This is a genomic window from Streptomyces luteogriseus, assembly GCF_014205055.1.
Classification (GTDB): domain Bacteria; phylum Actinomycetota; class Actinomycetes; order Streptomycetales; family Streptomycetaceae; genus Streptomyces; species Streptomyces luteogriseus.
In genome coordinates this window covers 7667958-7694350 of record NZ_JACHMS010000001.1, presented here as the reverse complement: position 1 = coordinate 7694350, position 26393 = coordinate 7667958, and the positions used below count along the sequence as shown (strand labels likewise).

Here is a 26393-nt window from a genome sequence, read left to right as displayed (position 1 = left end):
CCGGCGGGACAGGGTGGTTCCGCCCAGCCGGGGCGGGCCTGGCCACGCAGGGACCGGCCCGCCTGCCGCCCCTCGCCCACCAGCCGGCGGCGGGCGACAGGCGGGCCGGCGGTCCGGCCGTCGCATGACGGTCCGGCGGACTCGGTCGGCCGGACCGGCTGCGCCGGCGCCCGCTCCGGGGCCGCGCGGAGCGTTTCGGTCAGGCGCCCACCAGGGGCGATCCCGAGGGGGCGCGCAGCGGGCGGGCCAGTTCGGACAGGGCTCGTTCCAGGCCGTGCAGATGGGCCAGGGCCGGTTCCGCGTGGGGCGGCCCATCCGCGTGGACCGTGATGTCCCTGCCCTCGGTGAGGGCCTCGACGGCGGCCTCCACCCGTCCGCAGGCCACGGCCAGACGGGCGTCGTGGGAGGCCTCCGGGTCGGCTGCGACGGCGACCAGGCCGCGGACCTCCCGGGCACAGTCGTCGAGGAGGGCGAGCACGTGCCGGGCCCGCCGCTTGCGGCCGAGCATCGGGTTCAGCGGGTGCACGAGCGGGGCGACCGAGAGCCGCACCCGGGCAAGGAGCTGCTCCAGCTCCGCCACCCGCGGGGCCGGGTCGGCGTCCGCCGCGCCCGCCAGGCGCTGTGCGGTCTCGACGGCGCAGGCGTGCACACAGCCCAGGGCCCGCCGGATCCAGGCGTCGGTGACGCTGTGGGTGGTGACCGGCAGGACGAGGATCACGGCCAGGGCGGCGCCGAGCGCCCCGACGCCGGTCTCGGCGAGCCGCAGGGCGAGCAGGCCGGGGCCCAGCACGCCGAGGAGGCCGTAGAGCAGGCCGGCGAGGAGGGTGACCCAGAGCATCATCCAGGTGTAGGACACGGCGGCCGTGTAGAAGATGCCGAAGACGCAGACGGCGGCGAGGGCGGCCGTGACGGCCGGATCGCCGTGCACGGGCACCGCCACGAGCAGACCGAGCGCGATGCCGATCACCGTGCCGAGCAGCCGCCGGAAGCCGCGGACCAGGGTCTCGCCGCGCGAGGTGGTGTTGACGAAGATCCACCAGGTGGCGCCGACGGCCCAGTACCAGCGCTGCCCGGACACCAGCTGCCCCACGACGAGGGCGAAACCGGCCCCGGCGGTGGCCTGGATCGCCTGCCGGGTGGTCACCCGGGCCAGGCCGGTGCCGCCCGGCGGTGCGGGCACGGCGGGCGGCGGCAGGCGGCGCTCATAGCACCACAGGCCGAAGCGCACGCCAGCGGCGGCGAGGACGGACAGCAGGACCGCGACGTACAGCTGCGGCAGCTGGTCGGTGGTGGCGTGCAGGAACTGCGCCACGAAGAAGGTCATGAACGCGAACACGCCGAGGCTGTGCCCGCGCGGCCCCCAGCGGCGCGCGTACACGCCCGCGCCCACCACGGCGAGGAAGGTGAGGTCGCGGGCCACCGGGTGGTCGTGCAGTTCGGCCGCGGCGGTGAGCACGGGCAGGCCGACGGCGGGCAGTAGCGCGGTCGTGACCGCCTGGCCGCGGACCGTGGCGTCGGTGACGGTGAACAGGGCGAGCAGGGCGGCGAGACCACCGGTGACGGCACCCGCGAGGGAGTGCCCGGCGAAGCCGCACAGGGCGACCGCGAGCGCGATGCCGAGTACGGCCCGCGCACCGAACCGCAACCTCGTCCGCCCCGGATCCGGAGCCATGAACACCCTCTTCAGCACCGCTTACCGCCCCTCTCGCAACACCGGCCATGAGTACGCATGAAAAAGGCGCCGCGGGGACCCGCAGCGCCATCGACGCACCCATATGAGCATCCCGGGGGCCACTGGCTCAACCGGCTCCTTCTAGACTGGGCCATTGGTACAGCCGGAGCGGCCGAGGAAGGGCCGCGGCAGAGCCAACGGACGAGGAGGACGCGTCATGCCCGTGGACGAGCTCGACACCCGCATCCTGCGCTTGCTGCTGGAGCAGCCGCGCACGAGTGTGCGTGAGTACGCCCGGATCCTCGGTGTCGCCCGGGGCACCCTTCAGGCCCGGCTCGACCGGCTCGAACGCGACGGCGTGATCACCGGCACGGCCCCGGCCCTCTCCCCCGCCGCGCTCGGGCATCCGGTCCTGGCGTTCGTGCACATCGAGGTCACCCAGGGGCATCTCGACGAGGTGGGTGACGCGCTGGCGGCGGTGCCGGAGATCGTGGAGGCGTTCTCGATCACGGGGGGCGGGGATCTGCTGGCCCGGGTGGTGGCGCGGGACAACGCCCACCTGGAGGACGTCGTCCAGAAGCTGATCAGCATGCCCGGGGTGGTGCGCACCCGTACGGAGGTCGCCTTGCGCGAGCGCGTCTCCCACCGGATGCTGCCGCTGGTGGAGTCGGTGGGACGGTCGGCCCGCGGATGATCTTTGAGAGCATGGCGCCATGAGGACGCTCCAAGGAATATCGGTCATCTTCGATCTCGACGGAACACTCGTGGACAGCGAGCCGCATTACTACGAGGCGGGCCGGCAGACGCTGGCCGAGTACGGCGTCCTGGACTTCTCCTGGGCGGACCACGAGCGGTACGTCGGCATCAGCACGCAGGAGACGGTCACGGACTGGAAGGACCGCTACGGCCTGCCCGCCTCGGTGGACGAGCTGCTCGCCGCCAAGAACCGCCGTTACCTGGAGCTGGCCCGGGGTGCCACGCGTGCCTACCCGGAGATGCGCGTGTTCGTCGAACTGCTGGCGGCCGAGGGCGTCCCCATGGCCGTGGCCTCGGGCTCCTCCCCGAAGGCCATCGCCGCGGTCCTGGCCGGAACCGGACTGGACGCACACCTGCACACCGCGGTGTCCGCCGACGAGGTCGCGCACGGCAAGCCGGCTCCGGACGTCTTCCTGGAGGCGGCGCGCAGGCTCGGCGCGAACCCCTCCGACTGCGTCGTACTGGAGGACGCCGCACCGGGCGCCGCCGCCGCGCACGCGGCCGGCATGCGGTGCATCGCGATCCCGTACGTCCCGGCACAGGCGGACGCACCGGAGTTCGCCACCGCGGAGCTGCTCCTCCCGGGCGGCCAGAAGGAGTTCACGGCACGGGCCGCGTACGACTGGCTCGTGAACTCGGCCATCTCGTGAACTCGGCCGGCCTTTCCTGAACTCGCCGCTCCCGACCCGTTGACGCTCCCCAGCCCCCTCCCTAGGGTCTGGTCGATCACTCGTACGGCGTTCGATATATCGACCACTCGATGCCCCCTGAGCACCGTGGACCCGTGGAGGAGCACACATGGCACGGCCCCTCTCCAGAAGATCCCTTCTTCAGGCCGCAACCGCCGCCGCAGCCGTACCCGCGCTGTCGCACGTGGCGACGGGGCGGGCCGCGGCGACTCCGGCCGCTGCCGCCGCCGCTGACGTCCCGTCGGCCTGGACCGTCCGGCCCTTCGGACTGGAGGACGTGAGCCTCGGGCAGGGCGTCTTCGCGGACAAGCGGAAGCTGATGCTGGATCACGCCCGCGGCTACGACGTGAACCGGCTGCTCCAGGTGTTCCGCGCCAACGCGGGCCTCTCCACGCACGGGGCGGTCGCGCCGGGCGGCTGGGAGGGGCTGGACGGCGAGGCCAACGGCAATCTGCGGGGGCACTACACCGGACACTTCCTGACCATGCTGGCGCAGGCCTACCGCGGGTCGAAGGAGCAGGTGTTCGCCGACCGGATCGCCACCATGGTCGGGGCGCTGACCGAGGTGCGCGCGGCACTGCGGCGGGACCCGGCGGTGCTGAGCGTCACCGGGAAGTTCGGGGCCGCCGCGGACCAGGTCCGGGGGTCGTACCAGTACATGGACCTGCCGGGCGGCGTGCTCGGCGGGACCTCGGCCATCACCCTCGCCGTCTGGGTCCGGCCCACGCACGACGCCGCCTGGGCACGGATCTTCGACTTCGGCAACGGCAACGACCGCTACCTGTACCTGGCCGCCCGTGACCAGGCCGGGGTGCCGCGCTTCGCCGTCACCACGTCGGGCGCCGGCGGCGAGCAGGGTCTCGACGGCACGGCCGCGCTGCCGCTGAACCAGTGGAGCCACCTGGCGGTCACGATCGCGGGCGGCACCGGCACCCTCTACGTCAACGGCACCGCCGTGGCGCGCAACACCGCGATGAGCCTCACCCCCGCGGCCCTCGGCACGCTCAGGAACAACTGGCTGGGCCGCTCGAACTACTCCGGTGACCCGGTCTTCGCGGGCGCCTTCGAGGAGTTCAACGTCTTCTCGCGGGCGCTGACCGCCGCCGAGGTCACGGAGTTGCAGAGCCGCCGGGCCGCCGACGCGTCGACGGGCCGGGGCGATCTGGCGTCGTACGCCTTCGACGAGACGGCCGGGGGGACCTTCGCGGACGCCTCCGGCCGGGGCCTGGCCGCCACCCTGCGCCGCACCTGGGGCGGGCCCAGCCACCCCGGGTTCCTCGCGGCGTACCCGGAGACGCAGTTCATCGACCTGGAGTCGAGGACCACCTCCGACTACACCAAGGTGTGGGCGCCGTACTACACCGCGCACAAGATCCTCAGGGGACTGCTCGACGCGTACACCGCCACGGACGACGACCGGGCGCTCGACCTCGCGTCGGGCATGTGCGACTGGATGCACTCCCGGCTGTCGAAGCTGCCGGAGGCCACGCTCCAGCGCATGTGGGGGATCTTCTCCAGCGGCGAGTTCGGCGGCATCGTCGAGGCCATCTGTGATCTGCACTCGATCACCGGCAAGCCCGAACACCTCGCACTGGCCAAGCTGTTCGACCTGGACCGCCTGATCGACGCGTGCGCCGCGAGCACCGACATCCTCGACGGGCTGCACGCCAACCAGCACATCCCGATCTTCACCGGCTATGTGCGGCTGTACGACGAGACCGGCGAGCAGCGCTACCTCACCTCGGCGAGGAACTTCTGGGACATGGTCGTCCCGCACCGCATGTACGGCATCGGCGGCACCAGCACCGGGGAGTTCTGGAAGGCGCGGGACGTGATCGCGGGCACCCTGAGCGCGACCACCGCCGAGACGTGCTGCGCGTACAACATGCTCAAGCTGAGCCGGACCCTGTTCTTCCACGAGCAGGACCCGAAGTACATGGACTACTACGAGCGGGCCCTGTACAACCAGGTGCTCGGCTCCAAGCAGGACAAGGGGGATGCGGAGAAGCCGCTCGTCACATACTTCATCGGGCTGACGCCCGGTCATGTCCGGGACTACACGCCCAAGCAGGGCACGACCTGCTGTGAGGGCACGGGCATGGAGAGCGCCACGAAATACCAGGACTCGGTGTACTTCGCGAAGGCCGACGGCAGTGCGCTGTACGTCAACCTGTACAGCGCGTCCACATTGACCTGGGCGGAGAAGGGCGTGACGGTCACGCAGACGACCCGCTTCCCGCAGGAGCAGGGCAGCACGCTGACCTTCGGGGGGAGGAGCGCCTCCTTCACGCTGCGGCTGCGGGTGCCGGCCTGGGCGACCGCCGGGTTCCGGGTGACCGTCAACGGGCGTGCGGTGTCGGGGAGCCCTGAGCCCGGGAGCTACTTCGACGTGTCCCGGGCCTGGCGGGCCGGTGACACCGTCCGCATCGCCATGCCGTTCCGGACGCGGGTGGAGAAGGCGCTGGACGACGCGTCCCTGCAGACCCTCTTCCACGGGCCGGTCAACCTGGTCGCCCGCAACGCGGCCACGGAGTACCTGAAGGTGGGGCTGTACCGCGACGCCGGGCTGTCCGGCGATCTGTCGCACTCCCTCTCACCGGTGCCGGGCAAGCCGCTGCGCTTCACGCTGGACGGGACCGAGTGGGCGCCCTTCGCCGAGGGGACGGAGGATCGGATGCACGCCTACTTCCGGCGCGTGGAGCCGAAGGTCGTGTTCGGCGGCCGGGACTCGGGCGTCGCCAACCCGGCGAAGTCCGGCGGTGCCACGCTGCTGGACGAGATCTGGGCCGGGGCGCCGTTCCGGGACAAGGGGGCGCTGGTGGCGCGGGTGCGGGCCACGGTGGACGCGTGGGTGAGCGCGGGGCTGCTGAGCAGGGCGGACGGGGACACCGTGGTGGCGACGGCGCGAGCGGCTTCGTACAAGCCCTGAGCGCCTGCCCGGTCGGGCGGGTGCGACGTCCGCGGCGGGCGCCGCACCCGCCCGAACTTTTTTACGGCGGCGGTGATTGTTTCGCCTCTGGCATCCGTACCTCTTGGTGTTGGGCCGTTGATATTCCAGGAGGCACGATGCGCATCTCGCGCAGCACGGCAGGAACCGCGTTCGTGGGCGGTGCGTTGATCCTTACGCTGACCGCGCTCGCCTACCCCGGCATGCTGGGCATGCAGAACGCCGCTTCCGGCCAGGACCGCATCATCGCCAACACCCAGTGGGGTCCGCTGACCGAGGCGGACCGCGACTTCGTGGTGCGCGTGCGTGCGGCCGGACTGTGGGAGTACCCGCTGGGGCAGCTGATCAAGGAGCGGAGCACGTCGCCGGAGATGCAGGAAGTCTCCAAGCACCTGCTCGTGGGTCACGGCCGGCTCGACGCGGGCTGCCGCAAGGTCTCCACGGACCTGGGCATCACCCTGCCCAACGAGGCGTCGCCGCAGCAGCAGCAGTTCGTGGCGACGGCCGAGGGCAGTACGGGCAAGGAGTTCGAGTCCACGGCCGTGACGATCATGCGCGTCGCGCACGGGGGCATCTTCCCGACGATCGCCAAGATCCGGGCGACCACCCGGAACAGCCTCGTGCGGGAGCTCGCCGACACGACCAACGACACCGTGCTCGACCACATCACGGTCCTGGAGAAGACCGGCCTGATCAACCAGGAGCAGGTCAGCTTCCAGATCACCGCCCCGCCCAAGCTGCCCCAGGAGCAGACGACACCGCCGCCGCCGCAGCAGGGTGCGCCGGTGCGCGTGCTGCCGGTCCCGGAAGACCTCAAGGATTTCCAGACGGTGGCCCCCAATCCGTCCTACGGGGCGCCGTCTCCGTCGGCCGGCTGAGCCGGGTACGGAGCTTCAGGGCCGCGGTCTCACCGCGGCTCCCATCCTACGAACGGCGGCGGGGCTTGCCCCGCTTGCCGCTCTTCGGTGTCCCGCCCTTCGCCGCACCGCCCTTCGCCGAACCGCCGGAGGCTCCGCGTCGGTTCGCACCCGCCGACCTCGACGGCTGCGGCTTGCGGCGGTCGTCGCGCTTGGGCTTCTCCTGGGCGGGAGGCTGCTGACGGCCCCGGGTGCTGTTGACCGTGCGGCCGCGGACGATGCCGATGAAGTCCTCGATCCGGTCCGTCTTCGCGTCCTCGGGCCAGGCCAGGGCCACGCTCGACTCGGGGGCGTCCTTGAGGGGCCGGTGGGTGAGGTCCTTGCGGTGGTGGAGGCGGGCGAGCGACAGCGGGACGGCGAGCACACCGATGCCGGCAGCGACCAGTTCGATGGCGTCGGCGGTGGTGGCGGGCCGTTCGAGGGCAGGCCGTCCGGGCAGACCATGCCAGTCGAGGACGTCGTCGAGGGGGTGCAGCACGATGTCGTCGGCCAGGTCTTCCGGCGCTACCTCGTCGACGGCGGTGACCAGGTGGTCTTTGGGCACGACGACGACCGTCTGCTCGGTGTAGAGGGGGATCGCGCTGAAGACCTCGCGGTCCACGGGGGTGCGGACGAGGCCGGCGTCGGCGTCCCCGCCCAGCAGCCGCTCGGCCGCCGCTGCGGCGGGCACCTGCGTGAGGGTCAGTGGGACGTCGGGCTGCCGCTCGTTCCAGATGCGCACCCATTTGTCGGGCATCACGCCGGGGACGTAGGCGAGCCGGAACGAGGGGGTTGCATCCGAGCCTGTCACCTCGCCAGGTTACCGGCCGTGGTCAGGGGCCGTGCACATGCTCGATACGCTTGACGGCATGACGTCGCACCAGAGCACCCAGACGATGAAGCCCGCGACCGCGGCGAAGAAGCTGGGTGTGTACCTCGAGGCCACACCCGCAGAGTTCCGGGAGGGTGTCGTCTCGCGCGCCGAACTGAACGAGCTCCAGGCCAACCCGCCGCAGTGGCTGCAGGACCTGCGGCTCAACGGCCCGCACCCCCGGCCGGTGGTCGCCGCGAAGCTCGGCGTCTCCATCGCGGGCCTCGCCCGCGGGGGTGTCACCGAGCCCCTCACCACCGAGCAGATCGAGGCACTGAAGCAGGAGGGGCCCGAGTGGCTGGTGCGGGAGCGCGCCACCCAGGCGGAGGTCCGCAAGGAATCGGCCCGGATCAAGAAGAAGAACGCCGACCGCCAGGCCTGACCCGCACCCTTCAATTTCGGACGGCCCCCACCGGATCCCCGGTGGGGGCCGTCGCTGTTTCCTGGGCGCCTTTGGCCCCGTGTGGCCTCGGTGAAATCTTTCGGCCATGTATTGACATGGCGAGGAAGCGATCCGTAGCTTGGCCGATCATTTAGATTCGTGAAGGACGTTCACGAATATGAACGGAGAACCATCCATGCGGGATCGCCGACGCTGCATCGCCATGCGGCTCCGCCGCGTGCGCCGCCTGACCGCCAGCCTCGCCGTCTCGGGACTCCTCTTCGGAACGGCCGCCTGCGGCTCCGGTTCCGGCAGTGCCCGGGCGGACGACCCGAACACCCTGGAGGTGTGGACCCGGAGCGATCCGGAGTCCGCCAAGACCTACGACCGCGTGTTCGCCGCCTTCACCGAGAAGACCGGCATCAAGGTCGACTTTCAGCCGGTCATGAACTTCGACCAGCAGCTGCAGAGCCGCGCCTCCGTCAAGGACCTGCCGGACGTCATGATCAACGACACGGCCCTGATGGGCAGCTACCAGGCCCAGGGCCTGCTCAAGGCGGTCACCCCGGCCTCCATATCGGGACATGCCGAGATCACCGCCAAGTCCTGGTCGTCCACGGTCGGCCTCGACGGCAAGCACTACGGCATCCCGTACTCCCGGCAGGCCATGACGCTGTTCGTCCGCAAGGACTGGCGCGAGAAGCTCGGCCTGCCGCAGCCGAGGACCTGGCAGGACACCCTCGCCCTCGCCAAAGCCTTCGCCACCCGCGACCCCGACGGGGACGGCAAGAAGGACACCTACGGCATGGTCGTCCCGGGCAGCGCCCAGAACGGCTACGTCGCCTGGTGGGGCGCCAGCTATCTGTGGCAGGGCGGTGTGCAGATCCTCCGGAAGCAGGGGTCGGGCTACCGGCCCGCCATGGACTCGGCGGCGGCCGTGCGCACCGTCACCTGGATGAAGAAGAACCTCTTCTGCGGCGACAACGGTGTCATCCAGCCCAGCGCCCTGACCTCCGTCACCGCGAACACCACCAACTTCCAGGACGGCAACGCCGGGATGTACCTCACCGGCCCGTACAACATCTCCACGTTCGACAAGGCACTCGGCAAGGACAAGTACGAGGTGCTGCCGGCACCCTCGGGCCCGGCCGGCAACAACGACGTGCTGGCCGACGGCGAGAACATCTACTTCGGCGCCAGGACCGGCAAAGCGAAGCAGGAGCAGGCGCTCGCCGCGTTCCTCGTCTCCCCCGAGGGCCAGGAACTCGCCATGACCGGCGACCACCAGCCCGTCGTACGCATCCCGGTCAACTCCACGCTCGACGCGGCGAAGGTGCGCCACGACTCCCGCTGGAGCGTGGTGCAGAAGGCGTACGAGACCGCCTCCGTGCAGTTCCCCAACGCGCCGGACTTCGCCCCGGTCAAGCAGGACACCGCCGACGCGCTCAACGCGATCTTCACCTACTGCGGCAGCGACGTCCGCGCCGGCCTGAAGGAGCTCAACGACACCCTCGCCGGTGACCTCAAGGACCAGGAGCTGCTGAAATGACCGCGACCGCGACCACGCCCGGGCCGCGCAGAGCCCGGATCATCGGCAAGAAGGCCGTACTGCCCTGGCTGTTCCTCGCCCCGGGGCTGCTGCTGGCACTCGTCTTCAAGTTCCTGCCCATGGGCAAGGGCGTCTGGCTCAGCTTCTTCGAGGTGCGGCCCTTCCTCGGTGACAAGTGGGTCGGCCTCGACAACTACACGCGGGTCCTGACCGACCACCGCTTCCAGGACGCCATCGGCCACACCCTGCTCCTCGGCGTCGGCATGTCCCTCGGCGGGATCGTCGTCGGCTCCGCGCTGGCGCTGCTGCTGGAGGGCCAGGCCCGCTCGCTGAAGATCATCCGTACCGCCGTGTTCCTGCCCGTCGTCACCGCCACCGCGGTGGTCGGCGAGATGTGGCGGCTGATGTACTACCCGACCTCCGACGGCCTGATCAACAGCGGTCTGGGGCTCCTGGGACTCGGGCCCGTGCCCTACCTGGACAACCCCGACACCGCGCTGTGGGCGACGATGGCCATGGGCATCTGGATGCTCGCCCCGTACAACATGGTGATCATCCTCGCCGGGCTGGCGGGCGTGGACCGGTCGCTGTACGAGGCCGCCGCGATGGACGGCGTCTCGCTCCGGCAGCGGCTGCGGCACATCACGCTGCCGGCCATCCGGCCCGCCCTCGGCATCGTCCTGACCCTCGCCGCCATCCGCGGACTGCGCGTCTTCACCGAGGTGTACGTCCTCACCGGCGGCGGTCCGGCGGGCTCCACCGACGTGTGGATGACCCGCGCCTACACCCTCGGCTTCACCCGTAACGACATCGGCGGCGCCTCGGCCGCCTCCGTGGTTCTGCTCTGCGTGACGCTGCTGCTCACCGTCACGGTCAACTACCTCCGCAAGAGGGGAGACGTGAGATGAGCGCCCCCGCCATCGACCCCGTCCGGACCCCGGTGACCGCCTCTCCCACGCGGTCGTCCGCCGGGAAGGGGCGCACCACCCCCGCCCGCTTCGACACCGCCCTCGGCTGGAGCGACCGGCCGGGCCCCGCCTGGGCGCTGCGCATCCTGCTCTGTCTGCTCGCCCTGGGTGTCTTCGCGGCACCGTTCCTGACCATCTTCTCCGGCTCCTTCAGCGAGAAGGCCAGCGGTTCGACCCTGTCGTTCCTCCCCCACCACCCGACCCTGCTGAACTTCCGGGTCGCGGGTGACCGGGGCATCTGGGACTACTTCGGCAACTCCCTGGTCATCGCGGGCGGCGGGCTGCTGCTCCAGCTCGCCGTGTGCACCCTGGCCGCGTACGCGCTGGCCCGGCACAGGTTCCGCGGCCAGGCGCTGATCCTGACCCTGTTCATGCTGACGATGATGCTCCCGGAGGAGGTCATCGCCATCCCGCTGTCCCTGGTCCTCGGGCACGTTCCCGTGGTCGGCGTCGACCTCAAGGGCACCGTCTGGGGCGTGATCCTGCCGCTCGGCGCCTGGGGCTTCTCCGTGATGCTGCTGACGGAGTTCATGAAGGACATCCCCACCGAGATCGAGGAGGCGGCTCGCATCGACGGCGTGGGCGAGCTGCGCATGCTGTGGCAGGTCGTCCTGCCGCTGTGCAAGCCCGCGCTCGGTGTCGCCGGGGTGCTCGGTTTCATCATGATCTGGGACCAGTACCTGCTGCCCCTGATCGCCGCCAAGGACCCCACCGACTACACCGTCACCGTCGCCCTGTCCATCCTGCGCACCGACCCCGAGGTCGGCTCCGGGGTGGTGCTGGCCGGTGCGGTCATCGCCCTGGTCCCCAGCCTGATCGTCTATCTGCTCCTCCAGCGCTCGCTGGTCACCGGCATCGCCGCCGGGGCCACCAAGGGCTGACAACCCCCCACTTATGAGGGAGACATGAAGTTCCACGGAGTGCTGTTCTTCCCGGTCACGCCGTTCGCGGCGGACGGTTCACTGGACGAGGAACGGCTGGCCCGGCACATCGAGTCGGGTGTCGCCGCGGGCGCGGGAGGTGTGTTCGTCGCCTGCGGCACCGGTGAGTTCCACGCACTGTCCGCCGAGGAGATCGAGCGGGCCACCCGGGTCGCCGTCACGACCACGGCCGGACGGGTGCCGGTGCTCGCGGCGGCCGGCGGCCCCACCCCGGTCGCCCGCGACCAGGCCGCCCGGGTCGAACGCGCGGGCGCCGACGGCATCCTGCTGCTGCCGCCTTACCTCGTCAGCGCCCCGCAGCAGGGCCTCGTGCGGTACGTCGAAGAAGTCATCGCGGCCACGGACCTGCCCGTCGTCTTCTACCAGCGCGGCACCGCCCGGCTCACCGCCGAGACGGCCGCCGAGATCGCCGCCCTGCCGGGGGTCGTCGGCCTCAAGGACGGTATCGGGGACATCGAGCGGATGCACCGCATCGTCCGCGCGGTGCGTGCCGTGCCGGGCACCGAGGACTTCCAGTTCTTCAACGGTCTGCCCACCGCCGAGATGACCGCGCCCGCCTACAAGGGCGTCGGCGTGGACCTGTACTCCTCGGCGGTGTTCGCGTTCGCCCCGGAGATCGCCCTGGCCTTCCACCGGGCGCTCGCCGAGGACGACGACGCCCTGGTCTCCCGGCTCCTCGACGAGTTCTACGGTCCGCTCGTCGCCCTGCGCGACGAGGTCCCCGGGTACGCCGTGTCGCTCGTCAAGGCGGGAGTGACCCTGCGCGGCCTGGACGTCGGCGGCGTACGGGCTCCGCTGCTCGATCCCACGCCGGAGCATGTCGCCCGGCTCTCGAAACTCCTCGACCAGGGACTGGAGGTGGTCGGCGCATGAGCTCCACGCGTATCCGTGAGCTGATCGTCACCCCGATCGCGTTCGGCGACCCGCCGCTGCTCAACTCCAACGGCGTGCACGAACCGCTCGCCCTGCGGGTGATCCTCCAACTGGTGCTGGAGGACGGGACGGTGGGGCTCGGCGAGTCCACGGGCGGCATCGTCCGCCTGGAGCGGCTGCACGCCGCCGCGAAGGCCGTCGTCGGCATGGACGTGTTCGACAGCACCGCCGTCACCGCCGCGATCGACGCGGTCCTGCTGCCGACCGTGCCGAGCTCCCACGAGCGCGGCTGGACCACCTCGGCGGTCGAGGTGGCCTGCCTGGACGCACAGGGCAAGCTGCTCGGCCGCCCTGTCAGCGACCTGCTGGGCGGCAGGGTCAGGGACGCGGTGCCGTTCGCCGCGTACCTCTTCTACAAGTGGGCCGAGCACCCGGCGCTCGACGGCCGTGCCGCGATCGGCGACGACTGGGGCGAGGCCCTCGACCCGGCCGGGATCGTCGAGCAGGCCCGGCTGATGCAGGAGCGGTACGGCTTCCGGTCGTTCAAGCTCAAGGGCGGTGTCTTCCCGCCCGACGAGGAGATCGCCGCGATGCGGGCGCTGGCTCAGGCCTTCCCCGGGCAGCCGCTGCGGCTGGACCCGAACGTGGCCTGGACGGTGGAGACGTCGACGTACGTCGCGCGTGAACTCGAGGGTGTCCTGGAGTACTTGGAGGACCCCACCAAGACCATCGAGGGCATGGCGGAGGTCGCGAAGGACTCCCCCATGCCGCTCGCGACCAACATGTGCGTCGTCGCCTGGGAGCATCTGAAGCCGGCTGTCGAGCGACACGCCGTCCAGGTACTGCTCACCGATCACCACTACTGGGGCGGACTGCGCCGCACCCGTGAACTGGCCGCCGTGTGCGAGGCGTTCGAGCTCGCCCTGTCGATGCACTCCAACTCGCACCTGGGCATCAGTCTCGCCGCGATGACCCATGTCGCCGCGGCCATCCCCAACCTCGACCACTCGTGCGACACGCACTATCCGTGGAACTCCGCGGACGACGTGATCGTCCCCGGCGTACTGGAGCTGCGCGACGGCGAGGTGAAGGTGCCCACCGGCCCGGGGCTGGGTGTCGAGCTCGACCACGCCCAACTGGAGCGCCTGCACCGGCGGTACGTCGACTCCGGGATGCGCGGCCGGGACGACACCGGCTACATGCGGCGGTTCCAGCCGGAGTACGAGCTGAAGCTCCCCCGCTGGTGACAACCGTGCGCCCCGCCCCGGTGAGCGCGTGCGCTCCGCCCCCGGTGGGCGGGGCGCACGCGCTCCCTACGACTTGGGCCGGTCCCAGGTGACCTTGCCGGGGATGCCGTCGGCGTCCTTGCCGGAGAAGCCCTGCTTCTGCTGCCAGAGCGCGTAGGACCGGCGGTCGGCCTCGCTCCGGTCGGGGCTGGGCCCCTCCTCGTAGCGGCTGCACCCCTCGGCGACCAGGCGGCGGCCCATCGCCGTGATGAGCGGGGCGCGCTGCCCGACGTGGAAGAACCCGGAGCCCGGGAACGGCAGGTGGGACGGCTTGGGCGACGGCTTCGGGCCGGGGACCGGCTTGGTGCCGCCCCGGCGCCCTTGAGCCGGTCGCGTATGCGCTCGCGCATCCCGTCCAGGTGAAGCCGCGCGGGTCGAGCTTGCCCGGCTGCCATTCCTTGTGCCCGACGACGGACCGCTCGGACCAGCCGTGGTGACGGCAGATCGCCGCGGACACCCTCTCGATGGCCTCCTTCTGCGCCTCGGGCCACGGGTCCCTGCCGTTGCCGAGGTTGCCGGCACTCGAAGCCGCAGAAGTGCCGGTTGCCGTCGGTGCCGGCATCGTTGTCGGCGGGCAGGTTCGACTCGTTGATCACGGCGCGCAGGACGTCGCTGTCGCCGAGGCCCGCGTGGTCGGGCCGGCCGTTGCCGACCAGGTGGACATGGCCCTTCTTGTCGATGACTCCGTGGCAGAGCGGGCCGGGTAGGCCGGCGTGGCCGTCGTAGCAGAGGTCGCCGGAGGAGGCCGTGCCGGAGGTGACGGTGTGGTGGATCAAACTTCTCCCCGAGTCGCACACACCTTTCGGTGGCCGATTCCCTCGGGGCGGCATGGACGCGCTCGAAGTTGATCGCGGCCTTACGGGACGCACCGCCGGGTGCCCTCTTTCGACCGGGGCATGCCCAACTCAAACGCCAGGCCGCGCCACCCCTTCCGGCCCGTAGAAATATCTACGAGCATGGCCAGGGCCGGGCGGCTCGCGGAACCCCGCGGGTCACCGGCCCGTGTCCAGCACGCGCCCGACCGCGGCGCCGCCGACTGCTCCTGGGGTGGCCATGCAGAGCGTCATGTGGAAGCAAGCCGTCGAGTGGCTCGCCGCGGCCGCCACGGACCCCCAGGAGTGCAAGCGGGAGTGGGACTACGGGGCGGGAACCGTGCTCGTGGAATCCGGGCGGTACTGGGACGTGCTCAGCGTCCCCGACCGGCTCGGTCTGCTCGCGCTGGACCTCCTGTGGCGCGACCCGCTGAAGGTGCCCGGCCCCACCCTGGTGGACTCCGCGGCCCGCAGAGTGGGGTTCTTCCTGCCGCCCGACCCGGTCAGCGAGTGGATCGGCTTCGGGGTGCGGCACGTGGGCCGCGGCTCCTGGGTCGCCGTGCCACCGCCGTACCGTCCCGCCGGTCGCCTGGAGTGGCTCGTCCCGCCGGACGGAACCGGCACCCTGCACACGCCGGGCACGCTCGAAGCGGCCCTGCGGGAGGCCAGCGGAACCCTTGCCGTGCTGGCGCCGGTCAGCGCGGAGCCGGTGGCGACGGACGGCTGGTGAGGCGCGAGCCGGACGGGGGCGTCGCCGCCCCCGGGTGACGGCCGGAGCCAGGACGGGTGCCGACCGGAGCTGCCTGCCCCGGGTGCCTGCCGGCAGCCGGGTGGGGTGCGGCGGCGGGGTGAGTCGCGGCAGCCGCGTGAGAAGTCGCGACCGAGTGCGCAGGTGCGGCCGGGCGGGGACCGGCGGGGACGACCGGGCCCGTGTGCCGGCCGGCGGCCCATGAGGTGACGGCGGCCCAGGTCTCGCTCTCGGCCGGCGCGGCGAAGGAGACCCACTGGCCGTCGCGGTGCTCCGGGACCGTGTGGCCGCGCGCCTCCCACTCGGCGACCAGGGCCGCGTAGATCGGCGGATGTCCCGCGTATGCGCTGGTGAGTTCGGCGTACGAGCGGGGCGCGGCGGCGTTCCCCGGAAGGCGCCGCACCGTCTCCGTGCTGTCCATGCCAGGGGAACGCGGCGTCCCACACCGGTGGTACGCGGGCCGGGCTCCGTCCGTCGGGTCGAGTGAACCCGTCACCCGTACGGCGGCACGGGTGAACCGGACAAACTTCCAGTCAGGCGGTCGCCCGTTCAGGGGCGGGGACGGTTCCCGGCCACAGGTCGGTTGCGGGCCGACCGGTCGCCCGGCTGCCTCATACGGAAAAGCGCTCCCGGGTCCGACGGAGTTCTCGACCGGGACAGGCCCGTCCGGTCACACTGGCCTCACGCCGACTAACCGGTACGACGGCAGGGAGAGGCCATGTCACAGCGCCCTGACCTCCGGCAGCGCAGGGCCGTGCTGGAGCACGAGTGGTCCCGCTGGGTGCCGAGGCTGAGCGTCCCGGGCGCGCGGCCGGGCGGCACCGCGACGCTGCGCCACGAGGTGACCGAGTCCTGGGCGCGTTCGCTGGGCAGCGTGGACCCGGGCCGGGACAGCGCCCCGGTCGCCGACGACGGCCGGGTGCACCAGCGCTGGGCGTCGTCACCGCTGTACCGGCCGGTCTCCGCCCTCGCCGGGGAGCTGCACAGCATCGCCGAGGACGCCGGGTTCGTCACGGCGGTCACCGACGAGTCCGGCACCATCCTGTGGACCTGCGGCGGCCCGACCATGCGCCGCCGGGCCGAGCGGGTCAACTTCGCACCGGGCGGCCGCTGGGACGAGCAGGCCATGGGCACCAACGCGCTGTCCCTCGCCCTGCGCACCGGCCGCCCCAGCTCCGTCTTCTCGGCGGAGCATCTGGTGTCGGCCCTGCACGGCTGGGTCTGCTACTGCGCGCCGGTGCACGGCCGGGACGGCCGCGTCCTCGGCGTACTGGACCTGTCCACGACCTGGGACCGCTCGCACCCCCTGGCCATGTCCACGGTACGGACACTGGTGTCCAGCATCGAGGCCCGCCTCACCACGCAGGACGCCGGTACGGGACACCTGCGGCTCACCTGCCTGGGCGCCGAACGGGCCGTGCGGGACGGACGGCATCTTCGCCTGCGTCCGCGGCAGTTGGAGATCCTCGTCCTTCTCTCCCTCGAACCCGGGGGCTTCTCCGCGGAACGGCTGCGCGCGGCCCTGTACGGCGACCGCCCGGTCACGTCGTCGACCTTCAAGGCGGAGATCTCCCACCTGCGCCGCGCGCTGGGCGGCGCGATATCGCCCCGCCACTACGCCCTCACCGAGCCGGTCTCCTGCGACGCCGGCGAGGTGCTGCGCGCACTCGAACAGGGCGACACGGACACGGCCCTGCGCCGCTACGGCGGCCCGCTTCTCCCCCGCTCCGAGGCCCCGGGCATCGAGGAGTGGCGCACGCGCCTCGAAGTGGCGGTGCGCGACGCCGTGCTGGCGAGCACCCGCCCCGAGCACGCCCTGCGCTACGGCGAACGGGCCCCGTACGACGCGGAGGTCCACGAGCACGCGCTGCGGCTGCTCGGCCCGGGCGACACCCGCCGGGCGATCGCGAGGGGCCGGCTCGCGACGGCCCTGCGCGGCTGAGGGACGCCCGGCCCGTCACGGCGCCAACCTTGCGCCAACCTCCCGGGAGCACAGTGAGGGACGTCGCAACCCGCCCCGCACCGCACTTCATTGAGGAGAGCCGCCATGGTGTACGCGCAGCCAGGAACCGAAGGCAGCATCGTCACCTTCGCCCGCCGCTACGACAACTTCATCGACGGCGACTGGACAGCGCCCGTCGAGGGCCGCTACTTCGAGAACGCGACGCCCGTGACCGGCAAGGCCTTCTGCGAGGTGGCCCGTTCCACGGCGGCCGACGTCGACCTCGCCCTGGACGCCGCGCACCGGGCGGCCGACCGGTGGGGCCGCACCTCCACGACGGAACGCGCGAACATCCTCAACAGGATCGCGGACCGCATCGAGCAGAACCTGGAGAAGATCGCGGTCGCCGAGACATGGGAGAACGGCAAGCCGGTCCGTGAGACCCTGGCCGCGGACATCCCGCTGGCCGTGGACCACTTCCGGTACTTCGCCGGGGTGGTCCGCGCCCAGGAGGGCAGCATCGCGGAGATCGACGCCGACACGGTCGCGTACCACTTCCACGAGCCGCTGGGCGTGGTCGGCCAGATCATTCCGTGGAACTTCCCCATCCTCATGGCCACTTGGAAGCTCGCCCCCGCGCTGGCCGCGGGCAACTGCGTCGTCATCAAACCGGCCGAGCAGACCCCGGTCAGCCTGCTCTACGTCATCGACCTGATCGCCGACCTGCTCCCGCCGGGCGTGGTCAACGTCGTCAACGGCTTCGGCGTCGAGGCGGGCAAGCCGCTGGCATCGAGCCCGCGGGTGGCGAAGGTGGCGTTCACGGGCGAGACGACCACCGGCCGTCTGATCATGCAGTACGCGAGCGAGAACATCATCCCCGTCACCCTGGAACTGGGCGGCAAGAGCCCGAACATCTTCCTGCCCGACGTCATGGCCGCCGACGACGACTTCCTGGACAAGGCGGTCGAGGGTTTCGTGATGTTCGCCCTCAACCAGGGCGAGGTCTGCACCTGCCCGTCACGCGCCCTGATCCATGCCTCCATCTACGACGACTTCATGGCCCGCTGCGTCGAACGCACCCGGGCCATCGTCGGCGGCGACCCGCTGGACCCGGCCACCATGATCGGCGCGCAGGCGAGCAACGACCAGTACGAGAAGATCCTCTCCTACCTCGACATCGGCAGGAAGGAGGGCGCCGAGGTCGTCACGGGCGGCAACCCCCGCGCGGTGCCGGGCCTGGAGGGCGGCTTCTACATCGAGCCGACCATCTTCCGCGGCACCAACGACATGCGGATCTTCCAGGAGGAGATCTTCGGCCCGGTCGTCTCGGTCACGACGTACGACTCGGTCGACGAGGCCCTGAAGATCGCCAACGACACCCTGTACGGCCTCGGGGCCGGCGTCTGGACCCGCGACGGCAACACGGCCTACCGCCTGGGCCGCGAGATCAAGGCGGGCCGCGTCTGGACCAACTGCTACCACGCCTACCCGGCCCACGCGGCGTTCGGCGGCTACAAGAAGTCGGGGATGGGACGCGAGACGCACAAGATGATGCTGGACCACTACCAGCAGACGAAGAACCTGCTGGTGTCGTACTCACCGAAGAAGCTGGGCTTCTTCTAGACACCGCAAGAAGGGCGCCTGACCTGGGCAGATGCCCCCGTCGGGCGCCCAGCGCATCACCAGCCCGTGCCTCCCATCTCTGTATGGACCCCTCGATCAGCTGGTTGGCATGACGCCCACTTGCCCTCTCCGGCCTCGGAGCGGTCCGACGCGGCCCGTAGCCGGGTCTGGGTGCTCGAGGCGGCCGATCGACCGGTCGCTGAGCGAGGGGCCCGGCAGTGGCGGAAGTCAGTAGAGGCCTCGTCACCCGCTCTGTTACGGTCCTGAGGCCGGCCGCGGGACTCCGGTGCGACTTCCGGAACCTGCCTATGAAGCAATGATTCGCAGCTCGTGCCCCCATTCCCCGGCCGGCATCGCACCCATGAGGAAGATTCGGATGGATTCGTACGGGGACCTCATCGCGGCTGACGATGTACTGCTCTTCGTCAACGCGGCGATCACCTCCACCGGCCAGCGTGAGTTCCACAGCGATGCGGGCGAGCAGCGACTGTCCTTGGACTTTCTCCACGCTTACATGCTGGGGAACTACCGTGACCTCTACGCCGGGGTCCTCGCCCTCGACATCAACGACCACAACGCGGTCCTCATCATCCGGCGTCTGCTGGAGACCACCCATGAGGCCACCGCCGACCAGCGTCGCAGCGAGGGCCGTCTGATTGCGTGCCGTCTGGCGATGCTGCCGCCGCAACGCGTGTACGGGCTGTTCGGCGCACTGCGCCGGGCCAGGGTGAACAACCGCCGAACCCGCGCGATCATGCGTGACTGGCTGTCCGCCCGCCCGGACCTGGCGTTCGATGCCGTGAAGTACCGCAGCGGACTCAAGCGGGCGCTTCGCCACGCACACCTGACCCCCGCCGCGGAAGAACTGGGACCTTTCGTCTTCGCGCCGCTGACCCGCAAGCGCTATGCGACACCCCTCCTGGAGACATGGCGCCGCGCGCACCACGAGAAAGCTGCGCTGTACGAGCTGCCCTTCACGGCTGCCGAGGGCTTCGCCGCCAAGCACGGCATCCCCCGGGATGTCTTCCTGCAGCGCATTGCTCCACGCATGACCCGCCTGGAGACCCTGCGGCTGCAGGAGTCCGCACACCAGCGCGGGGCCACGGGTGTGCAAGCGGACCTGACCCGAATGCCCCTGACCAGACTGGCCGCCTATGTGCTGTCGCTGCCGGTCGAAGACCGCCTGCGCCGGCGCCATGAGCTGACCCACGCCCTGGATTCGGCCGCGGCTCGGGTGGCCGGCTCGCACAGGGGGAAGTGGGGCAAGGTCACAGCCGTCCTCGACGACAGCTTCTCCGCCTTCGGCTCAGCTCACAAGCGTCGCCGACCGCTGGCCGTGGCCCTTGCCTGTCACTACCTGCTCGCAGCCCTTGCCGACGAGTACACCGGGCTGTGGGCATCGGGGCGGACCGACGCTCTGCTGACCTATCCGTACGGGCCGACGCCGCTGGGGCGGCGGATCCTCGACGCGCTGGACACCACCCCGTCCAGGCTGGTGATCGTCTCCGACGGATGGGACAACGCACCCCCCGGCCTGGCGGCCGAAGTGCTGCGCATCTGGCGGACCCGGCTCGACCCCGAACGTCGCACCAGCGTCGTGCACGTCAACCCCGTCTACGACGCGGCCGACTTCGACGTACGCCGACTGTCCGCGACGGTGCCCACCGCGGGCATCCGTGACGCCGAGGACCTTCCCCCACTGGTGGAACTCGCCCAGTTTTCGGAAGGCCGGACCGGCCTGGCAGAACTGATCGCTTACATGGACACCCGTGCGGCCCGGATGCTGAGCGGCCACAACCACGAGCAGGCGCGATGACCACGCTGGATCTGACCGGACTGGACACCCGCCCCTCCCAGGTCTGGGGGGCCGTCCGTCTTGTGCCGCTCGTACGGGACGAACCTGTCGACGATCTCCGTCTACGCCCGGAGCTCTACGGCGACGTAGCAGGTCTGGTCCAGGTCGGGCCACACCGTGCCTACGTCTCTTACATCCCGCACGGATTCGTCGCCACGTGGACCAGTGACAGTACGCCGGCAGCCGCCTACGGCACCCAGATGTCCGCCGACGCCGACTCGGCTCCCGCTGCCACAGTGGGCCTGCGTTTCCACCGCAGAATGGCCCGTCGCCAGGCCAAGGACCGGCTGCGGTTCCTTCCCATGCACCTGGCGCTGGAAGGCTATCTGGCACTGCACTTCGGCGGCCCCTCGATCGCCTGGGAGGAGTGGTCGCAGCGTGCGATCCGCCAAGGGCTCTCCCCGCGCGTCGAAGAAGCGTACGTGGGCGCCGAAGTACACGGACTCGGCGACGCACTGCGCATCTTCGAGATCCACCCCAACCAGTGCGGTGTGATGCTCTACCTGGCCGACGCACTCGCGGCCGTGTTCGCTGTCCCGCATCCCGACGATTACCGCGCCCTCCACCCGACGCTTCTGCAGGATCTGTACGGCGAACTGATCCACCACTACGCCACGCTCATGCCGCCGGTGCAGGAGTTCCGGGCGCGCATCCCTGACGCGCAGATCCGCTCTCTGGCCCACCTGCGCACGGCAGTTGCCGACCAGGAACGCACCTGGACGCACTTTCACGACACGACCATGGTCACTGGCCTGCTGGAGCACACGTACACCTGGCAGACGGTCTACCGGATGGAACGCTTCACCCTCTCCCGCTTCCTGCCGACGTTCCGTCCCAAGCAGGAGAACCACATCGGTGAGGCCATCACCGACGACAGGGGCAGGATCGCCTACCTCAAGACGTTTCGGCTGTCGGAGAACCAGGTCCGTCGCGGCCACCTTCTCAGCCGACTGGCAGCCAAGGACTGGCATCTCGCGGACACCGCAGCCGACTTGGCTATCGACGAGGCTCAACTGGGCCTACGGCTGGAGTCAGCGGGCTTCGGCTTCCTGCTCCGCCAGGATGTACTGGACGCATACCGCAAGCAGGAACGAACCCGGGATCAACGGTGAGTGAGCGCGCGGCCTGCGGGTTCACGGATCCGTCGCGGGTATCCGTGGCCCCGGCCGCCGCGGCGGAACCACCGCCTCGGGGTGGTCCTCTCGGCCACATCAGCGGCAGCACCTCCGCGCGAGTCAGTCCTCGTCGGCGCGCAGCAGTTCCGGGAGCGCGCGGGGATCGGGGGCGTCGGCGGAGTCGTAATCGAGGAGGACCCCGCCCGACGGGGTGGTGAGGGTCAGGGTGCCGACGCGGCGGGCACCGAACCACCATTCCTCAACGATCCGCATGAGCCGGTCACGGGCCGCTCCCGGGACACCCGTGAGCGGGACCACCACGTGGTCGGGTGCCGTGAACCGCAGCTCGCCGTCGTGCACGCCGGCATCCATGACGAGCCGGGCCAACTCCCACATCAGGTCGCGGTCCTCACGGCGGGGGCCACAGCGCACGCTGAGGTGGTACACCGTGCGACGCGACGCTTCCGAGGCCGCCGCCGCAACCTGCAACTGCGTCTGCCAGGGCTGTTCGACGGTCGGCGTGCGCTCCAAGGTGAGGCGTACCCCGGAGTCGTTCAGTGGGCCCAGCCGGAAGGTCCGCACCGGTCCGCGCGGGGACCGATCTGGTCGGCGTACGGACACCCTCGGATCGCCGGGCTCAGGGGCCGTGTACGTAAGGAGGGTCGAGGAGTGCGCGGCGGCCACCAGCGGCATCACACGGGCCTCGATGTGGCGGCTCGGCTCCGGATGCCGGATCACGTCCTCGTACAGCAGGCCAAGCCCTTCGCCGGTCAAGGGGAGTGCCCAGTGGTCGAGGGCAACGTTCCGCAGCGCCAGCACCTTCGTGACCTGCGGGGATGGCACGCCCGGGTCGCTTGCGGCGAACAGCTTCAACTCCTCGAAGAGGCCGACCTGCGTGCCCACGGTGACCAGCAGGTCGATGTGCACCTTGGGCCGGTGGAACGAAAGAACGTCGTGGACGATGTTGCCACCCATGCTGTGGGCCACGACGATCAGCGGATCACCGTACGTCCCGGCCGCATCGGCCGCCTCGTCCAGTGCCCCGCCTACCAATTCAACAACCCGGCCCGGCATTTCGGCAGTGCCGCGTCCGGCGAGATACCCGGCACGTCACCGCCGAGTCCTCCGGCCTCGCAGGCCACGGCGCCCACCTCGCCGGAGCCCTGAACGGCGCCGACCCCGACCTCCCTGTCCTGCTCCTGGCGCACCAGCCCAAATTCGTCGACCGGGCGGCAGCCGCCGGCATCGACCTCCAACTCTCCGGCCACACCCACGGCGGCCAGATCTGGCCCTTCCATCACCTGGTCCACCTCGACCAGCCCGCCCTCGCCGGCCTCAGCCGGCACGGCACCCGCACCCTCCTCTACACCAGCCGTGGCACCGGCTTCTGGGGGCCGCCCTTCCGTGTCTCCGCCCCCAGCGAGATCACCCTGCTCGTGCTCCGCTCCCCGCACCTGCCCACCTCGCCATAGCACGGGTTGGCCAACAGATCCGCTTGGCGGAGTCCACGAACCGAGGGGCGCGGCGTCCAGCAGACGTCCACGGAGTGGGGCCAGGACGATCCTGGCCCCACTCCGTGGTGCGGGTCTGTCACTGGAACTGTGCGAAGAACCTCCAGATCTCTGCCTTGGTCCAGGTGGTGACGCCGCTTTCGCCGCCGGAGCCGTCGACCGGACCGGGTATGTGGCCTCCGTCGAACGCGGCCCATTGGACCGGGTATCCGGCACGGCAGCCCGAGTAGGTGGTGGTGATGTGCGTCCGGCTGCCCGGCGCGGGTTCGCGCGGGCCCTGGGGGGTGCAGCCGTTGTTGCTGACGAATCTGTCGCGCAGGGACCGTCCTTGCGCGATGTTGAGGACGTTGTCGCTGATGCCGTGGATTCCGAAGTAGGCGATGGGCTGGGTGCCGCCACTGCACCCGCTGATCTGAGCGCCGGACATGACCGCGACGGCCCTGAAGACGTTCGCCCGGCTGCATGCGAGTGCGTAGCTCATCCCGCCGCCCCAGCTGAATCCCGTGGCGAACCGCTGTGCCGGGTTGACACAGAGGCCGCCCTCGATTCGCCGGATCATGTCGTCGACGAAGGTGATGTCCTCACCGCCCGAATTGGCCCAGCCGTTGCCGAGGCCCTGGGGGGCGACGAGGATCGCGCTGTTGTTCGCCTGTTCCTGTTGGCCGTAGTAGGACCAGGCGCTCCCGCTCGTACCGCCCGAGGCGACGTCGCCGGCGGTTCCGCCCCGCCAGTGGAACGCGAAGATCAGCCGGTAGGGGCGGCTGTTGTCGTAGTTGGCGGGAACCCTGAGGATGAAGCTGCGGCTCTTGCCGCCGCTCTGGATCGTGTGCGTACCGCTCGCCAGGGTCGGGGCGCTACCGCATCCGCCACCGCCGCCGCCACCGGACGACAGCTTGATCATCTGCCATTGCTGGTTGGTGCCGCCCCAGTCGGTGTACTGAACGACGTTGCCGCCGTCGGCGGTGGACGCTCCCTGCACCTCCACCGCCTTGCCGCTGGTGCGGTTGATCAGCCTGATGTGGCCCGCCTCGGAGTCGGCCAGACGGAACTGCTGGTTGGCCCCGTTGTGGTCGGCCCACTGCTGGATCGCGGCACCGTCTGCGGTCGAGGCTCCGGCCACGTCGAGGACCTTGCCCGAATGCCGGGCCTTGAGGCGGTAGAAGCCGCCGCCGGAGTCCACGAACTGCCACTGCTGGTTGGCTCCGTCGCTGCGCGTCCACTGGCTGACCCGCGCACCGTCGGCGGTGGACGTGCCAGAGACGTCCAGCGCCTTGCCGCTGTTGCGGTTGACCAGGACGTACCAGGCGTTGGGGTCCACCGTCGCCGCCTCGGCGGGCGACGGGTTCACCGCGGCGAGCATGCCGATCGCGAGGGTCGCCGCCACCAGGGCGGCGACCCTGGACCACCAGCGATGTTTTCGTGGAGGGGCGGGGGAAGCCGCACCGTGGGTCTTCATCGATTCGCCCTTTCGTTTCCGGAGGGTCCCATCAGGTGCGGGTCCAGCGTTGGTTGCTGCCGTTCGAGCAGGAGTAGAGCTGGATCAGGGTGCCGTTGGCGGTGCCGGCCCCGACGGCGTCGAGGCAGAGGCCGGACTGGACGCCGACGATGGATCCGTCGGAGTTGAGGCGCCATTTCTGGTTGTCGCCGCCCCAGCAGCTGTAGATCTGGACTTTGGCGCCGTTGCCGGTGCCGGCGGCGTCCAGGCACTTGTTCCCGTAGACCCGGAGCTCACCGGCGGCGGTGTACGTCCACTGCTGGTTGGTGCCGTTGCCGCAGTCCCACAGGTGGACCTGGGTGCCGTCGGTGGTGGTGCTGCCGGGCACGTCCAGACAGCGGCCCGAACCGACGCCCTTGATCTGTCCGCCGTCCGAAGGGGGCGTAGTAGAGCCGCCGTTGAGTGCGTTGAGGACGGCGGTGTAGGCGGGCTTCTTGCTGCCGTTGCCGTTGAACAGCAGCGGCGTGTCCCCCGGTCGCCAGGAGTCGGTGTCGCGCACACCCCAGACGGTGATGCCGAGGCAGCGCGGGACGGCCAGACAGTCGTTGGTCACGTTGGCGTAGGTCGAGGCCGGGGCGCCCTGGATGTCGAGTTCGGTGATGGCCACGTCGACGCCGAGGGCGGCGAAGTTCTGCAGGGTGGTGCGGAAGTTGCTGTTGTAGGGGCTGCCGCTGTTGAAGTGCGACTGGAAGCCGACGCAGTCGATCGGCACGCCGCGCTGCTTGAAGTCCCGGACCATGCGGTACATGGCCTGGGTCTTGGCCCAGGTCCAGTTCTCGACGTTGTAGTCGTTGTAGCAGAGCTTGGCGGCCGGGTCGGCGGCGCGCGCGGTGCGGAAGGCGACCTCGATCCAGTCGTTGCCGGTGCGTTGCAGGTTGGAGTCGCGCCGGGCTCCGGAACTGCCGTCTTCGAACGCCTCGTTCACGACGTCCCACTGGGCGATCTTGCCCTTGTAGTGGGCCATCACGCCGTTGATGTGGCCGATCATCGCCTGGCGCAGGGTGCTGCCACTGAGGCTCTGCATCCAGCCGGGCTGCTGGGAGTGCCAGGCCAATGTGTGGCCGCGCACCTGCTTGCCGTTCTGCACCGCCCAGTTGTAGACGCGGTCACCGGCGGTGAAGTTGAACTGGCCCCGTTGCGGTTCGGTGGCGTCGATCTTCATCTCGTTCTCGGCCGTCACCGAGTTGAACTCACGGCCCGCGATCGTCGTGTACGCCGAGTCGCCCAGCCTGCCCGAGGCGATGGCGGTGCCGAAGTAGCGGCCGCTCTGTGCCGCCGCGGCGCCGAGCGTGTTCTCGGCGGCGTGCGCGGCCGGCGGCGGGACCAGTGCGGCGACCGCACCGAGGACGCAGACGACCAGCGCCGGCAGCAGGCCGCGGGTCTTCCGGCGGATGTCGGGTCTGGGGAGGGCATACGAGCCCATGACGTGCCTCCAAGGTAGAAATCACGAAGGACTGAAGCG

At 70.6% G+C, this 26393-nt stretch carries 21 protein-coding genes and 2 pseudogenes; 16 read left to right on the top strand and 7 right to left on the bottom strand.

All coding sequences use genetic code 11. The features are described 5' to 3' along the window. Positions 1–199 precede the first annotated feature (199 nt). Positions 200–1690, bottom strand: coding sequence for an FUSC family protein (locus BJ965_RS34145; protein ID WP_184914271.1), 1491 nt, complete (start codon positions 1688–1690; stop codon positions 200–202). A gap of 199 nt (positions 1691–1889) precedes the next feature. On the opposite strand from BJ965_RS34145, the gene BJ965_RS34140 reads away from it, so the two are divergent. The 4 genes from BJ965_RS34140 (at position 1890) to BJ965_RS34125 (ending at position 6942) form a co-directional block, all read left to right on the top strand. Further along, complete coding sequence (locus BJ965_RS34140; RefSeq protein ID WP_184914268.1) at positions 1890–2366, top strand: Lrp/AsnC family transcriptional regulator; 477 nt, start codon at positions 1890–1892, stop codon at positions 2364–2366. Between the two features lie 19 nt (positions 2367–2385). Further along, positions 2386–3078 carry an HAD family hydrolase gene (locus tag BJ965_RS34135; RefSeq protein ID WP_184914266.1) on the top strand — a complete coding sequence of 231 codons (693 nt, stop codon included), beginning with the start codon at positions 2386–2388 and terminating at the stop codon, positions 3076–3078. Positions 3079–3226: 148 nt separating this feature from the next. Next, positions 3227–6046, top strand: coding sequence for a beta-L-arabinofuranosidase domain-containing protein (locus BJ965_RS34130; protein ID WP_184914264.1), 2820 nt, complete (start codon positions 3227–3229; stop codon positions 6044–6046). A 137-nt stretch (positions 6047–6183) separates the two neighbouring features. Beyond that, positions 6184–6942, top strand: coding sequence for a DUF4142 domain-containing protein (locus BJ965_RS34125; RefSeq protein WP_184914262.1), 759 nt, complete (start codon positions 6184–6186; stop codon positions 6940–6942). A 46-nt stretch (positions 6943–6988) separates the two neighbouring features. Here BJ965_RS34125 and BJ965_RS34120 read toward each other — a convergent pair whose 3' ends face one another. Then, the gene (locus BJ965_RS34120) at positions 6989–7771 is read right to left on the bottom strand and encodes a LysR family transcriptional regulator substrate-binding protein (RefSeq protein WP_184914260.1); all 783 of its coding nucleotides are present in this window, start codon (positions 7769–7771) and stop codon (positions 6989–6991) included. Between the two features lie 37 nt (positions 7772–7808). Here BJ965_RS34120 and BJ965_RS34115 point away from each other — a divergent pair, with 37 nt between their 5' ends. From BJ965_RS34115 to BJ965_RS34090, 6 genes are all read left to right on the top strand, one after another. After that, positions 7809–8213: a DUF5997 family protein gene (locus tag BJ965_RS34115; protein ID WP_184914258.1), complete on the top strand. Its 405-nt coding sequence runs from the start codon at positions 7809–7811 to the stop codon at positions 8211–8213. A gap of 196 nt (positions 8214–8409) precedes the next feature. Beyond that, complete coding sequence (locus BJ965_RS34110) at positions 8410–9762, top strand: sugar ABC transporter substrate-binding protein (RefSeq protein WP_246546136.1); 1353 nt, start codon at positions 8410–8412, stop codon at positions 9760–9762. Then, on the top strand, positions 9759–10670 hold the full coding sequence (locus BJ965_RS34105; protein WP_184914256.1) for a carbohydrate ABC transporter permease: 912 nt from the start codon (positions 9759–9761) through the stop codon (positions 10668–10670). The genes BJ965_RS34110 and BJ965_RS34105 overlap by 4 nt, the downstream gene beginning before the upstream one ends. Further along, complete coding sequence (locus tag BJ965_RS34100) at positions 10667–11611, top strand: carbohydrate ABC transporter permease (RefSeq protein ID WP_184914254.1); 945 nt, start codon at positions 10667–10669, stop codon at positions 11609–11611. Before BJ965_RS34105 ends, BJ965_RS34100 begins: the two co-directional genes overlap by 4 nt. A 24-nt stretch (positions 11612–11635) precedes the next feature. Then, positions 11636–12544 carry a 5-dehydro-4-deoxyglucarate dehydratase gene (locus tag BJ965_RS34095; protein ID WP_184914252.1) on the top strand — a complete coding sequence of 303 codons (909 nt, stop codon included), beginning with the start codon at positions 11636–11638 and terminating at the stop codon, positions 12542–12544. Continuing rightward, entirely contained in the window at positions 12541–13791 is a 1251-nt protein-coding gene (locus tag BJ965_RS34090) for a glucarate dehydratase family protein (protein ID WP_184914250.1), read from the top strand. Before BJ965_RS34095 ends, BJ965_RS34090 begins: the two co-directional genes overlap by 4 nt. 66 nt (positions 13792–13857) lie before the next feature. On the opposite strand, the pseudogene BJ965_RS34085 reads toward BJ965_RS34090, so the two are convergent. Continuing rightward, positions 13858–14699 (bottom strand): annotated as a pseudogene (locus BJ965_RS34085) (peptidoglycan-binding protein). Positions 14700–14883: 184 nt separating this feature from the next. Here BJ965_RS34085 and BJ965_RS34080 point away from each other — a divergent pair. Continuing rightward, positions 14884–15372: a hypothetical protein gene (locus BJ965_RS34080; protein WP_184914248.1), complete on the top strand. Its 489-nt coding sequence runs from the start codon at positions 14884–14886 to the stop codon at positions 15370–15372. Here BJ965_RS34080 and BJ965_RS34075 read toward each other — a convergent pair. Next, positions 15338–15811: a hypothetical protein gene (locus tag BJ965_RS34075; protein WP_184914246.1), complete on the bottom strand. Its 474-nt coding sequence runs from the start codon at positions 15809–15811 to the stop codon at positions 15338–15340. The two genes, BJ965_RS34080 and BJ965_RS34075, sit on opposite strands and share 35 nt — an antisense overlap. A 297-nt stretch (positions 15812–16108) precedes the next feature. Here BJ965_RS34075 and BJ965_RS34070 point away from each other — a divergent pair, with 297 nt between their 5' ends. The 4 genes from BJ965_RS34070 (at position 16109) to BJ965_RS34055 (ending at position 21922) form a co-directional block, all read left to right on the top strand. After that, positions 16109–17332 carry a GAF domain-containing protein gene (locus tag BJ965_RS34070; RefSeq protein ID WP_184914244.1) on the top strand — a complete coding sequence of 408 codons (1224 nt, stop codon included), beginning with the start codon at positions 16109–16111 and terminating at the stop codon, positions 17330–17332. 105 nt (positions 17333–17437) lie between these two features. Further along, positions 17438–18955 carry an aldehyde dehydrogenase gene (gene adh, locus BJ965_RS34065; protein WP_184914242.1) on the top strand — a complete coding sequence of 506 codons (1518 nt, stop codon included), beginning with the start codon at positions 17438–17440 and terminating at the stop codon, positions 18953–18955. Positions 18956–19331: 376 nt separating this feature from the next. Next, a complete protein-coding gene (locus BJ965_RS34060) occupies positions 19332–20771 on the top strand; it encodes a hypothetical protein (protein ID WP_184917818.1) in 1440 nt (479 codons plus the stop codon). Continuing rightward, entirely contained in the window at positions 20768–21922 is a 1155-nt protein-coding gene (locus BJ965_RS34055; RefSeq protein ID WP_184914240.1) for an ARPP-2 domain-containing protein, read from the top strand. The genes BJ965_RS34060 and BJ965_RS34055 overlap by 4 nt, the downstream gene beginning before the upstream one ends. Before the next feature lie 123 nt (positions 21923–22045). On the opposite strand, the gene BJ965_RS34050 is transcribed toward BJ965_RS34055, so the two are convergent. Beyond that, positions 22046–22912 carry a hypothetical protein gene (locus BJ965_RS34050; RefSeq protein WP_184914238.1) on the bottom strand — a complete coding sequence of 289 codons (867 nt, stop codon included), beginning with the start codon at positions 22910–22912 and terminating at the stop codon, positions 22046–22048. A gap of 122 nt (positions 22913–23034) precedes the next feature. Here BJ965_RS34050 and BJ965_RS34045 point away from each other — a divergent pair. Continuing rightward, positions 23035–23397: pseudogene (locus BJ965_RS34045) on the top strand (metallophosphoesterase); the annotation flags it as partial. A gap of 118 nt (positions 23398–23515) precedes the next feature. Here the strand turns inward: BJ965_RS34045 and BJ965_RS34040 are convergent. Both BJ965_RS34040 and BJ965_RS34035 read right to left on the bottom strand, forming a co-directional pair. Continuing rightward, positions 23516–24892, bottom strand: a complete 1377-nt coding sequence (locus BJ965_RS34040) for an RICIN domain-containing protein (RefSeq protein ID WP_376777959.1) — start codon at positions 24890–24892, stop codon at positions 23516–23518. Between the two features lie 31 nt (positions 24893–24923). Continuing rightward, positions 24924–26354: an endo-1,4-beta-xylanase gene (locus BJ965_RS34035; RefSeq protein ID WP_184914236.1), complete on the bottom strand. Its 1431-nt coding sequence runs from the start codon at positions 26352–26354 to the stop codon at positions 24924–24926. Positions 26355–26393: the final 39 nt, after the last annotated feature.

What these genes read in the sequence shown, in the direction of transcription:
- BJ965_RS34040 (WP_376777959.1), bottom strand. Translation starts at nt 24,892, where the DNA reads ATGAAGACCCACGGTGCGGCTTCCCCCGCCCCTCCACGAAAACATCGC.
- BJ965_RS34070 (WP_184914244.1), top strand. Translation starts at nt 16,109, where the DNA reads ATGTCACAGCGCCCTGACCTCCGGCAGCGCAGGGCCGTGCTGGAGCAC.
- BJ965_RS34060 (WP_184917818.1), top strand. Translation starts at nt 19,332, where the DNA reads ATGGATTCGTACGGGGACCTCATCGCGGCTGACGATGTACTGCTCTTC.
- BJ965_RS34135 (WP_184914266.1), top strand. Translation starts at nt 2,386, where the DNA reads ATGAGGACGCTCCAAGGAATATCGGTCATCTTCGATCTCGACGGAACA.
- BJ965_RS34100 (WP_184914254.1), top strand. Translation starts at nt 10,667, where the DNA reads ATGAGCGCCCCCGCCATCGACCCCGTCCGGACCCCGGTGACCGCCTCT.
- BJ965_RS34090 (WP_184914250.1), top strand. Translation starts at nt 12,541, where the DNA reads ATGAGCTCCACGCGTATCCGTGAGCTGATCGTCACCCCGATCGCGTTC.
- BJ965_RS34140 (WP_184914268.1), top strand. Translation starts at nt 1,890, where the DNA reads ATGCCCGTGGACGAGCTCGACACCCGCATCCTGCGCTTGCTGCTGGAG.
- BJ965_RS34115 (WP_184914258.1), top strand. Translation starts at nt 7,809, where the DNA reads ATGCTCGATACGCTTGACGGCATGACGTCGCACCAGAGCACCCAGACG.
- BJ965_RS34080 (WP_184914248.1), top strand. Translation starts at nt 14,884, where the DNA reads ATGCAGAGCGTCATGTGGAAGCAAGCCGTCGAGTGGCTCGCCGCGGCC.
- BJ965_RS34130 (WP_184914264.1), top strand. Translation starts at nt 3,227, where the DNA reads ATGGCACGGCCCCTCTCCAGAAGATCCCTTCTTCAGGCCGCAACCGCC.
- BJ965_RS34110 (WP_246546136.1), top strand. Translation starts at nt 8,410, where the DNA reads ATGCGGGATCGCCGACGCTGCATCGCCATGCGGCTCCGCCGCGTGCGC.
- BJ965_RS34075 (WP_184914246.1), bottom strand. Translation starts at nt 15,811, where the DNA reads ATGGACAGCACGGAGACGGTGCGGCGCCTTCCGGGGAACGCCGCCGCG.
- BJ965_RS34105 (WP_184914256.1), top strand. Translation starts at nt 9,759, where the DNA reads ATGACCGCGACCGCGACCACGCCCGGGCCGCGCAGAGCCCGGATCATC.
- BJ965_RS34055 (WP_184914240.1), top strand. Translation starts at nt 20,768, where the DNA reads ATGACCACGCTGGATCTGACCGGACTGGACACCCGCCCCTCCCAGGTC.
- BJ965_RS34095 (WP_184914252.1), top strand. Translation starts at nt 11,636, where the DNA reads ATGAAGTTCCACGGAGTGCTGTTCTTCCCGGTCACGCCGTTCGCGGCG.
- adh (WP_184914242.1), top strand. Translation starts at nt 17,438, where the DNA reads ATGGTGTACGCGCAGCCAGGAACCGAAGGCAGCATCGTCACCTTCGCC.
- BJ965_RS34035 (WP_184914236.1), bottom strand. Translation starts at nt 26,354, where the DNA reads ATGGGCTCGTATGCCCTCCCCAGACCCGACATCCGCCGGAAGACCCGC.
- BJ965_RS34125 (WP_184914262.1), top strand. Translation starts at nt 6,184, where the DNA reads ATGCGCATCTCGCGCAGCACGGCAGGAACCGCGTTCGTGGGCGGTGCG.